The following is a 12,655-nucleotide window of genomic DNA, read 5'->3' on the forward strand; positions in this document are numbered from 1 at the left end:
GGTTCCCGCGAGCGGTGGGGCTACACCGGGGGGCGCCGTCTGGGCGGCGGTGCTCTTGTGGCTGCGGGCGCGTCGTGGTTGCTCGCGCAGTTCCCCGCGCCCCTCAAGAGCGCTGGGCGCGACCCATGGCGTCAAGGGGCGCGGGGAACTGCGCGACCAGCCCCCACGCGCCCGCAGCCACAAGAGCACCCGCAGCTCAACGGCGCTCCGCAGTCCCCGTCACCGCGCGGTCAGCACCCGCGGCCCCGCCTCGGTGATGGCCACCGTGTGTTCCGCGTGCGCCGCCCGAGATCCGTCATCCGTGCGCAACGTCCACCCGTCCGGCGCCGCGTGGTACCCATCGCCGCCCCCACCGATCACCATCGGCTCGATGGCCAGGACCATCCCGTGGCGCAGGCGCATTCCTCGGCCGGGCCGCCCCTCGTTCGGTACCCCTGGGTCCTCGTGCATATGGCGCCCGATCCCGTGCCCGCCGAACCCGTCGGGGATCCCGTACCCGGCGGCGCGGCACACGGAGCCGATCGCGTGCGCGATGTCGCCGATGCGGTTGCCGACCACGGCTGCCTCGATGCCCGCCGCGAGGGCGCGTTCGGCCGTCTCGACCAGCCGCAGGTCGGCCGCGCGCGGCTCGCCCACCACGAAGCTGATCGCCGAGTCCCCCACCCAGCCGCCCAGTTCGGCGCCGAAGTCCATGGACACGAGGTCGCCGTCGCGCAGCCGGTACGAGGTGGGGATGCCGTGCACGATCGCGTCGTTCACGGAGGCGCAGATCACCGCGGGGAAGGGGGTGGGCGCGAAGGAGGGCCGATAGCCGAGGAACGGCGACGAGGCGCCCGCCTCCCGCAGCACCTCGTGCGCGACCTCGTCCAGTTCGAGCAGGGAGACGCCCACGTCGGCGGCCTTCCGTACCGCGGTGAGCGCTCGCCCCACGACCTGCCCGGCCTCGTACATCGCGTCGATCGACGCATCCGTCTTCAGTTCAACCATGCCAATTACTATACCGCTCAGCTTCCAATTAATATACCGGTCCGCCGACGGGGATCGGTATTAGAATGGGGTCATGGTGCGCACCCCTCTGACCCCCGAAGAGCGCGAACGCGGCGAGCGGCTCGGCCGGTTGCTGCGCGAGGCCCGCGGCGGTCGCAGCATGGCGGAGATCGCCGCCGGCGCGGGCATCTCCGCGGAGACCCTGCGGAAGATCGAGACCGGCCGAGCTCCCACCCCGGCCTTCTTCACGGTCGCCGGCCTCGCCCGCGCGCTCGGTCTGTCCATGGACGAACTCGTCACACGGTGCGCACCGGCCGCCGTGGCGGCCCCGACGGCCGCAGTGGCCTGAGCCGTTCGCCGTGATGCCTTGAGCCGTTCGCCGATATGGCTTGAGTCGTTCGCCGTGATGGCTTGAACCCCTGACGCACAGCCGTCACACGGCCGTGCACAGCACACTGCGTCCGCTCTGAAAACTTCGCGTAGCCGTCCTGTAACACAACTGGTGTTTTCTTGCGGACCGGAGCACTCCAGTCTGCCGGGGAGTATGCGATGGCTGTGGATCAACTCCCGGGTCAGGTGTGGGAGTTCGCGGGATACCTGAACAAGCTGATGACGAAGCTCGACCAGGGCGGTGGCTGGTGTGCCGTCTTCTGGCAGCGCGACCCCGACGGCATGCGAGCCTGCCTGGACGGCCTGGAGGTGCCGCCCTGGGACGTCGTGGAAGCGCTCATGCATGACCTCAACACCGCGTACGGTCCCGCCGCCGCGGCCCAGGAGACCGAGCGCGCCCGCGCCCTGCACAGTGCGTCCCTCGCCGCGTACGACTCCCGGCCGGGCGGCCGCGAGGCCCTCGACGACCGGCTCGACGTGATGCTCGGAGAACAGCGCTACGCCGCCGAACGCACTGCCGAACTGAACCGCATGCTCCAGGCCGCCACCACCCACGAGGAGGCCGACTCCCTCCGCCTCGACCTGGCCTGGGCCCACGACGACCAAGAGCGAGCCACAGCCCGCTGTACCGAACTGCGCACCCGCATCGAGGACATCGACCGCCGCGCCCCGCACAACCCCGCGCGGGGCGCGGCGCGCGTTTTGGGGGACACTGCGGGGGACGTCTTCCGGGTGTCGGAGGCGGAAGGGCGTACGGCGGAGCGCGGCGGCGGACGTATACATACGGACCAGCAGCGCGGCGGGCGTACACCCGTGAACCAGTACGGCGGCGGACGGACGCCCGACGGCCCTGCGCACAACGGCCCTGCGCACACCCCTGCGCACAACGGCCCTGCGCACACCCCTGCGCACAACGGCCCTGCGCACGACACCCGGCTGGACACCTACGCGGCCGCCTTCCCCGACCCCGACGAATCTGCCCAGGCAACCCCCGAGCCCGAACCCCAGAGCCCCGACCCGAAACCCGCCGCCCCGGCTCCGACCAAACAGCGCTCCAAGCGCCGCCCCCGAGGGGGTGCCCGTTTCGCCGGGGCCATGGAAGCCGAGGAGGCTCCGCCCGCCGTCGTCCCCAAGTCCGCGCCGGCCGCCGGTCGCAAGGGCCGTGCTCCCCGGGGCGCGCGCTATGCCGGGGTCGCGGAGCAGGCCGGGGTGGCGGCGCCGAAGCAGCCGCAGGCGCGGCAGCCGCTGGACGACGAGGCGCGCCGGGAGGTCACCGGGACGGTGGAGCAGCTGCTGCGGCTGCGCCGGGAGGGGCGCAGCGGGGAGGCGCACGCTCTCCTCGTGGAGGTCGCGTACTGGCCCGCCGCCCGGTTCCCGCTGCTCGCGGCCGACATGCACCGCGCGGGGCTGGGCGCCGACTGGGCGACCCTGCTGTGGGAGGCCGGCTCGCTGCCCGCCGACCGGCTGGTCGCGGTCGCGGACGCCCTGACCGCCGTGGGCCGCGCCTCGGACGGGGAGCAGATGTTGCGGCAGGGCGTCTCGCGGCCCGCCGAGGAGATCGGCGAGGCGGTGCTCGGCTTCGTCGTCGAGGGGCGTGAGCGGGAAGCGCGTGCGCTGCTCGACGTATATGTGCGCGTCCGTACGCCGGAGGAGGCGGCGCGCAGCGCGGAGGCCCAACCGCAGCGGCTCGCGCCCCTGGTGCTGGCAGCGGCGCGCCGTGTCTCCGAGGAGCGCTACCGAGAGGTGGTGCACGCGCTGCGCGTGCAGGGACTCACCTGACGCACCAGACGCACCCGGCCCCCCGGCCGCGCCTGAGGACCGCTCGGGGCGCCGGCCGGTTCGCCACGCGAAACACAGGGGCAATCACCCACTGGGGTGCGAAACGTGATCGACTCGGCCGGTTGACGACGATGGTCTTGCCCAGCCCGTCGACGGGGCTTAGTTTCAAGCCTCTACGGCCTGCGTCTACGGGCGTAGAGGCTCTCTGAGGTCCCTGTCGAAGGAGCACCTGACATGGCCAACGTCGTACGCGCCGCCCTGGTCCAGGCGACCTGGACCGGCGACACCGAATCCATGGTCGCCAAGCACGTCGAGCACGCCCGCGAGGCGGCCCGGCAGGGCGCGAAGGTGATCGGCTTCCAGGAAGTCTTCAACGCGCCCTACTTCTGCCAGGTCCAGGAACCGGAGCACTACGCCTGGGCGGAACGCGTGCCCGACGGCCCGACCGTCACCCGTATGCGGGAGCTGGCCCGCGAGACCGGCATGGTGATCGTCGTCCCGGTCTTCGAGGTCGAGCAGTCCGGGTTCTACTACAACACCGCGGCGGTGATCGACTCGGACGGCACCTACCTCGGCAAGTACCGCAAGCACCACATCCCCCAGGTCAAGGGATTCTGGGAGAAGTACTACTTCAAGCCCGGGAACCTCGGCTGGCCGGTCTTCGAGACGGCCGTCGGCAGGGTCGGCGTCTACATCTGCTACGACCGCCACTTCCCGGAGGGCTGGCGCCAGCTCGGTCTGAACGGCGCCCAGCTCGTGTACAACCCGTCCGCGACCCACCGGGGCCTCTCCTCCCATCTGTGGCAGCTGGAGCAGCCCGCGGCCGCCGTCGCCAACGAGTACTTCGTCGCCGCGATCAACCGGGTCGGCGTGGAGGAGTACGGGGACAACGACTTCTACGGCACCTCGTACTTCGTCGACCCGCGCGGCAAGTTCGTGGGCGAGGTCGCGAGCGACAAGGGCGAGGAACTCGTCGTACGGGATCTCGACTTCGACCTGATCGAGGCCGTGCGGCAGCAGTGGGCGTTCTACCGGGACCGCCGCCCCGACGCGTACGAAGGGCTCGTACAGCCCTGACCACGTGGTCAGGGCTCATACAAGCCCTGACCACGTACGTAAAGACTCGTACAGCCCTGACGTGGGCACGTTCAGCCGTGACACACGCAGAAGCAGAACCCGTACAGCAGTGAAAGGAGTGGTGCAGCCGTGACCGACGAACTGCTCGGACGCCACAAGGCCGTACTGCCCGACTGGCTCGCGCTCTACTACGCGGACCCGCTGGAGATCACCCACGGCGAGGGCCGCCATGTCTGGGACGCCGGGGGCAACAAGTACCTCGACTTCTTCGGCGGCATCCTCACCACCATGACGGCGCACGCGCTGCCCGAGGTCACCAAGGCGGTGAGCGAGCAGGCCGGGCGGATCATCCACTCCTCGACGCTCTACCTCAACCGGCCGATGGTCGAACTCGCCGAGCGGATCGCCCAGCTGTCCGGCATCCCGGACGCCCGGGTCTTCTTCACCACGTCCGGCACCGAGGCCAACGACACCGCGCTGATGCTGGCCACGACGTACCGGCAGAGCAATCAGATCCTGGCGATGCGCAACAGCTACCACGGCCGCTCGTTCAGCGCGGTCGGCATCACCGGCAACAAGGGCTGGTCCCCGACCTCGCTGTCCCCGCTCCAGACGCTGTACGTGCACGGCGGCGTCCGGACCCGCGGACCGTACGCCGACCTGAGCGACGCCGACTTCATCACGGCCTGCGTCGCCGACCTGGAGGACCTGCTCGGCCACGGCCGCCCGCCGGCCGCGCTGATCGCCGAGCCCATCCAGGGCGTCGGCGGCTTCACCTCACCGCCGGACGGCCTGTACGCGGCCTTCCGCGAGGTGCTGCTACGGCACGGCGTGCTGTGGATCGCGGACGAGGTACAGACCGGGTGGGGCCGTACCGGCGACAACTTCTGGGGCTGGCAGGCGCACGGGCAGAACGGGCCGCCGGACATCGTCACCTTCGCCAAGGGCATCGGCAACGGCATGTCCATCGGCGGTGTCGTCGCCCGCGCCGAGGTCATGAACTGCCTGGACAGCAACTCGATCTCGACCTTCGGCGGCACCCAGATCACCATGGCCGCCGGCCTCGCCAACCTGGCCTACCTGGTCGAGCACGACCTCCAGGGCAACGCCCGCCGCGTCGGCGGACTGCTCATCGAGCGGCTGCGGGCGATCACCGCCCAGATCCCGGAGGTGAAGGAGGTGCGCGGCCGTGGGCTCATGATCGGCATCGAGCTGGTCAGGCCCGGCACCGACGAGGCGAACCCGGAGGCCGCGTCCGCGGTCCTCGAAGCCGCCCGCCGGGAGGGCCTGCTGATCGGCAAGGGCGGCGGCCACAACACCAGCGCGCTGCGCGTCGCGCCCCCGCTGTCGTTGACCGTCGCCGAGGCCGAGGAGGGCGCCGACGCCCTCGAACGTGCTCTGAGGAGCATTCAGTAACGCCAGATGCATCAGATGTAAGGAACCCAGCGTTATGACCACCGCCTTGGAACCCGCCCTGTCGGTACGCCAGGTCCTCAACCTGGACCGGGTCCTCGCCGGAGAGCCCGAGGTGGTGGCCGGGGCCGGTCACCTCGACCGGCCCGTGCGCTGGGTGCATGTGGCCGAGGCCCCCGACGTGGGCGTGATGCTCACCGGCGGCGAGATGGTCCTCACCACAGGGGTCCTGCTCGCCGGGGACGAGGACGCCCAGGCCGAGTACATCCGTTCGCTGTACCGTGCCGAGGCCGCGGCGGTCGTCCTCGGCCTGGGCCGGGCCTTTCCTACGCCGCCCGACGTGATGCGCAGGGCGGCGGAGCGGTGCGGCCTGCCCATGGTGGTGCTGCACCGGCCGTCCCCCTTCGCCGAACTGACCGAAGAGGTCCAGTCCCGGCTCGTACGGCGGAAGTTCGCGGCCGTGAGCCTCTCGGAGGCCGTCCGCACGGCCCTGACCGGGCTCATCACCGCCGGCGCCCCGCTGCAACGGCTCCTCGACGAGATCGCCAAGCACGCGGGCTGTCCGCTCGTCGTCACCAACCTCGCCCATCGCGTCCTCGCCACGGCGGGGGAGCGGTCGGCGGTCGACGACGTGCTGCGCGACTGGGAGCGGATCTCCCGGCAGGCGGGCGGCAACGAGGGCGACGGCTGGGTGCGGGCCGAGCTGGGCGGGCGCGGGGAACGCTGGGGACAGATCGTGCTGTGCGGGTACCGCGGCGACACGGCCACCGGGCGACTGCTCGCCGACCGGGCCGCCGAGGCGCTCGTACTCCACCGCATGCTCGGCGGCGCGGCGCACTCCTGGGAGGAACAGTCCGCGCAGAGCCTGCTGACGGACCTCGTCTCCGGAGTCGTACCGGCCCGGCAACTGCTGCCGAGGGCACGGGCGGCCGGGCTCCCGGTCAACCGCCGTACGTTCGTGCCGCTCGTGGTGCGCGACGGGGATCCGGCCCAACTCGACCGTGTGCTGCGGATGTTGGGCCTCCCCGGGCTCGTCGCCGAACTGGCGGAGGGCGCCACCGCCGTACTCCTCAGCCTCGCCCGGGACCAGGACGCAGCTGCGCTCACCGCGCACTTCGCGACCCGGCTGCGGTCGGAGTCGGGGGTGCGCAGGACGGTGGTGGCCGCCGCGGAGGCGCGGACCACGTGGGAGGACGTGCCGGGCGGGCTGCGGGAGGCGCGGCATGTCGCCGACGCCGTCGCCCAGTCCTCGACGACCGGGCTCGACCTGCCGGTCGTCGTACGTCTGCGGGACGTGCACCTGCGCGGCCTGGTCCGGTTGCTGCGGGACGACCCGCACGTACAGGCCTTCGCCGAGCGCGAGCTGGACGGGCTGCTGTGCGGCGACGGGCACGCCGAGCAGGATCTGCTGCCCGTACTGCGGACCTATCTCGCGACCGGCCGCAACAAGTCGCACACGGCGCAGCTGCACCATGTGAGCCGGCCCGCGCTGTACCGGCGCCTCGAAGCCATAGAGGCCCGCCTCGGCGTGGACCTCGACGACTTCGAACAGGCCGCGTCCGTCCACATCGCTCTCCTCGCCCACGACGCGCAACAAGGCTGAAACATGCCGGGACCTGCGAAAACGGCGGTGAAACATGCGCCCACGAAGAGGTGACACGGTGGAACGCGAAACGGCTCCAGACGTGACACCGTGCAACTCAAACCCGACTTCCGGACTCCATACGCTCGCCGCACACCGAGTGACCGGAGGTCCCGATGAGCAGAGTCATCCGCGCAGCCATCTTCCAGACGGCCTGGACCGGCGACAAGGAGTCGATGATCCAGGTCCACGAGCAGGCGGCCCGCGACGCGGCCGCGCAGGGTGCGCAGGTCCTGTGCTTCCAGGAGCTGTTCTACGGGCCCTACTTCTGCCAGGTCCAGGACAAGGCGTTCTACGAGTACGCCGAGCAGATCCCCGACGGACCCGTGGTCAAGCGCTTCCAGGCGCTCGCCAAGGAGCTGGGCCTCGTCCTCGTCCTGCCGATGTACGAGGAGGAGCAGCCGGGTGTCCTCTACAACACCGCCGCCGTGATCGACTCGGACGGCAAGTACCTCGGCAAGTACCGCAAGCACCACATCCCGCAAGTCCCGGGCTTCTGGGAGAAGTTCTACTTCCGCCCGGGGAACGCGGGCTGGCCCGTCTTCGACACCGCTGTGGGGAAGATCGGCGTCTACATCTGCTACGACCGGCACTTCCCGGAGGGCTGGCGTGCGCTGGGCCTCGGCGGTGCCGAGATCGTCTTCAACCCGTCGGCCACCTCGCGGGGCCTGTCCCGCTACCTGTGGCAGCTGGAGCAGCCGGCGTCGGCCGTCGCCAACGAGTACTTCATCGGCGCGATCAACCGGGTCGGCGTCGAGGACCTCGGCGACAACGACTTCTACGGAACCTCCTACTTCGTGGACCCGGAGGCCCAGTTCGTCGGCGAGGTGGCGAGCGACAAGGAAACCGAACTCGTCGTCCGCGACCTGGACCTGGCGAAGCTCCGCGAGGTCCGCGACCGCTGGCAGTTCTTCAGGGACCGCCGTCCGGACGCGTACGCCCCGCTGACGGCACCGTAACGAAGCCTCCCCGCGCCCCTTCGTCTTTTGTCCTCTGCCGTTGAGGGGCGCGGGGCTGTAACACCATGCGGCTACCGCCGCGTGGGCGCGACCAGCCCCCGACGACCCGCACTCGACCACAACCGAACGGAGCGTGCCGAATGAGCGGCCGTACTCTCATCCGCGGCGGTCTCGTCATCACCGCGTCCGACGAAATCCACGCCGACGTCCTGATCGAGGACGGCCGTGTCGCCGCACTCGCGGCGAGCGGCACCCCGGCCGCCGAGGCCTGGACCGCCGAACGCACCATCGACGCCGGCGGCAAGTACGTCATCCCGGGCGGTGTCGACGCCCACACCCACATGGAGCTGCCCTTCGGCGGCACCTCCGCCTCTGACACCTTCGAGACCGGCACCCGGGCCGCCGCCTGGGGCGGTACGACGACGATCGTCGACTTCGCCGTGCAGAGCGTCGGCCATGCCCTCCGCGAGGGCCTCGACGCCTGGCACGCCAAGGCGGAGGGCAACTGTGCGATCGACTACGGGTTCCACATGATCGTGTCGGACGTGAACCAGGACACGCTCAAGGAGATGGACCTGCTGGTGCAGGAGGGCGTCACCTCCTTCAAGCAGTTCATGGCCTACCCGGGCGTCTTCTACAGCGACGACGGCCAGATCCTGCGCGCCATGCAGCGCTCCGCCGAGAACGGCGGCCTGATCATGATGCACGCGGAGAACGGCATCGCGATCGACGTGCTGGTCGAACAGGCGCTGGCACGCGGGGAGACGGATCCGAGGTATCACGGCGAGGTCCGCAAGGCCCTCCTCGAGGCCGAGGCCACCCACCGCGCCATCAAGCTCGCCCAGGTCGCCGGCGCCCCCCTGTACGTCGTGCACGTCTCGGCGATGGAGGCGGTCGCCGAGCTGGCCAGGGCACGCGACGAGGGGCTCAACGTCTTCGGCGAGACCTGCCCGCAGTACCTGTTCCTGTCGACGGACAACCTCGCGGAACCGGACTTCGAAGGCTCCAAGTACGTCTGCTCCACCCCGCTGCGGCCCAAGGAGCACCAGGCCAAGCTGTGGCAGGGCCTCAGGACCAACGACCTCCAGGTGGTCTCCACCGACCACTGCCCCTTCTGCTTCGTCGGCCAGAAGGAACTCGGCCGCGGCGACTTCTCCAAGATCCCGAACGGTCTGCCGGGCGTCGAGAACCGCATGGACCTGCTCCACCAGGCGGTCGTCGACGGGCACATCTCGCGCCGCCGCTGGATCGAGATCGCCTGCGCGACCCCGGCCCGCATGTTCGGCATGTACCCGAAGAAGGGCACCATCGCGCCGGGCGCGGACGCCGACATCGTCATCTACGACCCGCACGCCGAGCAGGTCATGTCCGCCGAGACGCACCACATGAACGTCGACTACTCGGCGTACGAGGGCAAGCGCACCACCGGCCGGGTCGAGACGGTCCTCTCGCGCGGCGAACTCGTCATCACCGAGCGGGAGTACACCGGGCACGCCGGGCACGGCACGTACACCCCCCGCTCCACCTGTCAGTACCTCAACTAGGAGTGGAGCCCATGGACTTCGGACTCGTCCTGCAGACCGACCCGCCGGCCTCGCGTGTCATCGAGCTGATGAAGCGCGCCGAGGACAACGGCTTCACGTACGGCTGGACCTTCGACTCCGCCGTGCTGTGGCAGGAGCCGTTCGTCATCTACAGCCAGATCCTGGCCGGCACCACAAAGCTGACGGTCGGCCCGATGGTCACCAACCCGGGCACCCGTACCTGGGAGGTCACCGCCTCGACCTTCGCCACCCTCAACGACATGTTCGGCAACCGCACGGTCTGCGGCATCGGCCGCGGCGACTCCGCGATGCGCGTCGCGGGCCGCACCCCGAACACGCTGGCCCGGATCAGCGACGCGATGAAGGTGATCCGCGCGCTCGGCTCCGGTCAGGAGGCGGACCTCGGCGGCGCGGTCGTCAAGTTCCCCTGGATCAAGGACGACGCCGAACTCCCGGTCTGGATGGCCGCGTACGGTCCCAAGGCCCTGAAGATGACCGGTGAGGAGGCCGACGGCTTCATCCTCCAGCTCTCCGACCTGTACCTGACCGAGTACATGGTCAAGGCGGTCAAGGACGCGGCCGTGGCCGCCGGGCGCGACCCGTCCGAGGTGAAGATCTGCGTGGCCGCCCCCGCGTACGTCACCGAGGACGACTCGCCTCAGGCCCTGGCCCACGCGCGTGAGCAGTGCCGCTGGTTCGGCGGGATGGTCGGCAACCATGTCGCCGACCTGGTGTCGAAGTACGGCGAGCACTCCGCGGCCGTACCGGAGGAGCTGACGGACTACATCAAGGCACGCGAGGGGTACGACTACTCGCACCACGGGCGCGCCGACAACCCCGACACCCAGTTCGTGCCGGACGAGATCGTCGACCGGTTCTGCGTCATCGGCACCCCCGAGATGCACATCGAGAAGCTGAACGCACTGCGCGCGCTGGGCGTGGACCAGTTCGCCGTGTACGACATGCATGACGCACAAGAGCGGGTGATCGACGTGTACGGCTCGACGGTCATCCCGGCGCTCAACGGCTGACCCGGGTTCCCGGAACAGCTCCACGACTGCAAGAATCCGGCCACCCCGATAGACCGGAACCAACCGCTCCACTCTCCGACCCCCCACACCTTGTCTCCCTCCCCTCCGCCATCTTGGAGGGGAGGGGCCCAAGGCCTCCGCACGGCCTTTCGTTCCCGTCCCACCTCCCCTGATTGGCCTGCCCATGACCGAAACAGTCCCCACGGGGTCGTCGATAGCCCAGTCCGCCGACTCCTCCGGCCGGATCGAGCTGGCCCCCGAGGCCTTCCCCGCCGACAGTCCCTTCGCCAATGAGGACCTGCGCCCCGTACCCGTCTCCGAGCGCAAGTGGACGACGTACAACTTCGCGGCCCTGTGGATCTCCATGGCCCACTGCATCCCCAGCTGGACCCTGGCCTCCGGCCTGGTCGCCCTCGGTATGGACTGGAAGCAGGCCGTCTTCACCATCGCCCTGGCCAACATCATCGTGCTGCTGCCGATGCTGGCCACCGGGCACGCCGGACCCAAGTACGGCATCCCCTTCCCGGTGCTCGCCCGCGCCTCCTTCGGGCTGCGCGGAGCCAACATCCCGGCGCTGATCCGCGCGGCCGTCGCCTGCGGCTGGTTCGGCATCCAGACGTGGATCGGCGGCTCCGGCATCTTCGCGCTCGGCTCCAAGCTCACCGGCGGTGAGTGGGAGAAGGCCGGGCAGATCGCGGGCAACCCGTGGCCGCTGTGGCTCTGCTTCATCCTCTTCTGGGCGCTGCAGATCGCGATCATCTACCGTGGCATGGACTTCCTGCGGCACTTCGAGAACTGGGCCGCGCCCTTCGTGATCGTCGGCGCGCTCGTGCTGCTCATCTGGATCGCGGTCAAGGCGGACGGCTTCGGCGCGCTGCTCGACCAGCCGTCCAAGCTCGGCTGGGGCCCCGACTTCTGGCCGGTCTTCTTCCCGTCGTTGATGGGAATGATCGGCTTCTGGGCGACTCTGTCCCTGAACATCCCTGACTTCACCCGCTTCGGCGCCAGCCAGAAGGCGCAGACCTGGGGCCAGTCCCTGGGCCTCCCCACCACGATGACCCTCTTCGCCGTCCTCGCCGTGCTGGTCACCTCCGGCTCCGAGGTCGTCTACGGCGAGGCCATCTGGGACCCGGTCGCGCTGGCGGCCAAGGCCGACAACGCCTTCGGTCTGCTCTTCGCGCTGATCATCGTGCTGGTCGCGACCATCTCCGTGAACATCGCGGCGAACGTGGTCTCACCGGCGTACGACCTGGCGAACCTCGCACCGAAGCTCATCAACTTCCGTACGGGCGCGCTCATCACGGGTGTCGTCGGCATCCTGATCTTCCCGTGGAAGCTGATCTCGACGCCCGAGTTCTACATCTTCACCTGGCTCGGCGTGGTCGGCGGTCTGCTCGGCACGGTCGCGGGCATCCTCATCGCCGACTACTGGATCATCCGCCGTACCGTCCTGCACCTCGCGGACCTGTACACGCCCGGCGGGCGCTACTGGTACGCGTCCGGCTGGAACTGGCGGGCGATAGTGGCCTTCGTGGTCGGCGGTCTCCTCGCGGTCGGCGGCTCGTACTCGACCGTCTCCGCGGACGGCGTGTCCTCGGGACCGTTCCCGCACGACGGCATGATCCCGTTCCTCAAGCCGCTCGCCGACTACGGCTGGGCGGTGGGCCTGGGCACGTCGATGCTGCTGTACGTGGCGCTGATGGCCGGGGAGAGGAAGAAGGTACAGAAGCAGACGGAGACGGAGCAGGAGCAGGAGCAGGCAACCGTCTGACGGCGGCCGTGACCGGCGGAGCGGCGGCGGCCGTGCCGGAGAGGCGTACCCCTACTGGGCGT

General features: G+C 70.0%; 10 protein-coding genes. 9 read left to right on the forward strand and 1 reads right to left on the reverse strand.

Translation table 11 applies throughout. The features are described 5' to 3' along the window. Positions 1 to 219: 219 nt before the first annotated feature. Positions 220 to 987 (reverse strand): type I methionyl aminopeptidase, encoded by a 768-nt coding sequence (gene map / locus ACFU53_RS27295; RefSeq protein ID WP_383997660.1) that lies wholly within the window; start codon positions 985 to 987, stop codon positions 220 to 222. A gap of 73 nt (positions 988 to 1,060) precedes the next feature. Here map and ACFU53_RS27300 point away from each other — a divergent pair, with 73 nt between their 5' ends. The 9 genes from ACFU53_RS27300 (at position 1,061) to ACFU53_RS27340 (ending at position 12,593) form a co-directional block, all read left to right on the forward strand. Next, positions 1,061 to 1,336: a helix-turn-helix domain-containing protein gene (locus tag ACFU53_RS27300; RefSeq protein WP_383997663.1), complete on the forward strand. Its 276-nt coding sequence runs from the start codon at positions 1,061 to 1,063 to the stop codon at positions 1,334 to 1,336. 200 nt (positions 1,337 to 1,536) lie between these two features. Further along, positions 1,537 to 3,156 carry a hypothetical protein gene (locus ACFU53_RS27305; protein ID WP_383997666.1) on the forward strand — a complete coding sequence of 540 codons (1,620 nt, stop codon included), beginning with the start codon at positions 1,537 to 1,539 and terminating at the stop codon, positions 3,154 to 3,156. Between the two features lie 234 nt (positions 3,157 to 3,390). After that, positions 3,391 to 4,233: a nitrilase-related carbon-nitrogen hydrolase gene (locus ACFU53_RS27310; protein WP_383997669.1), complete on the forward strand. Its 843-nt coding sequence runs from the start codon at positions 3,391 to 3,393 to the stop codon at positions 4,231 to 4,233. Between the two features lie 129 nt (positions 4,234 to 4,362). Next, on the forward strand, positions 4,363 to 5,649 hold the full coding sequence (locus ACFU53_RS27315) for an aspartate aminotransferase family protein (RefSeq protein WP_383997672.1): 1,287 nt from the start codon (positions 4,363 to 4,365) through the stop codon (positions 5,647 to 5,649). Positions 5,650 to 5,683: 34 nt separating this feature from the next. Then, the gene (locus tag ACFU53_RS27320) at positions 5,684 to 7,249 is read left to right on the forward strand and encodes a PucR family transcriptional regulator (protein WP_383997675.1); all 1,566 of its coding nucleotides are present in this window, start codon (positions 5,684 to 5,686) and stop codon (positions 7,247 to 7,249) included. 155 nt (positions 7,250 to 7,404) lie between these two features. Continuing rightward, entirely contained in the window at positions 7,405 to 8,247 is an 843-nt protein-coding gene (locus tag ACFU53_RS27325; RefSeq protein WP_383997678.1) for a nitrilase-related carbon-nitrogen hydrolase, read from the forward strand. Positions 8,248 to 8,387: 140 nt separating this feature from the next. Then, on the forward strand, positions 8,388 to 9,791 hold the full coding sequence (gene hydA, locus ACFU53_RS27330; protein ID WP_383997681.1) for a dihydropyrimidinase: 1,404 nt from the start codon (positions 8,388 to 8,390) through the stop codon (positions 9,789 to 9,791). 11 nt (positions 9,792 to 9,802) lie between these two features. Beyond that, positions 9,803 to 10,822, forward strand: a complete 1,020-nt coding sequence (locus tag ACFU53_RS27335) for a TIGR03842 family LLM class F420-dependent oxidoreductase (protein ID WP_383997684.1) — start codon at positions 9,803 to 9,805, stop codon at positions 10,820 to 10,822. A gap of 184 nt (positions 10,823 to 11,006) precedes the next feature. Continuing rightward, positions 11,007 to 12,593 carry an NCS1 family nucleobase:cation symporter-1 gene (locus ACFU53_RS27340; RefSeq protein ID WP_383997687.1) on the forward strand — a complete coding sequence of 529 codons (1,587 nt, stop codon included), beginning with the start codon at positions 11,007 to 11,009 and terminating at the stop codon, positions 12,591 to 12,593. Positions 12,594 to 12,655 lie beyond the last annotated feature (62 nt).

The organism is Streptomyces sp. NPDC057474 (assembly GCF_042802555.1).
GTDB lineage: Bacteria > Actinomycetota > Actinomycetes > Streptomycetales > Streptomycetaceae > Streptomyces.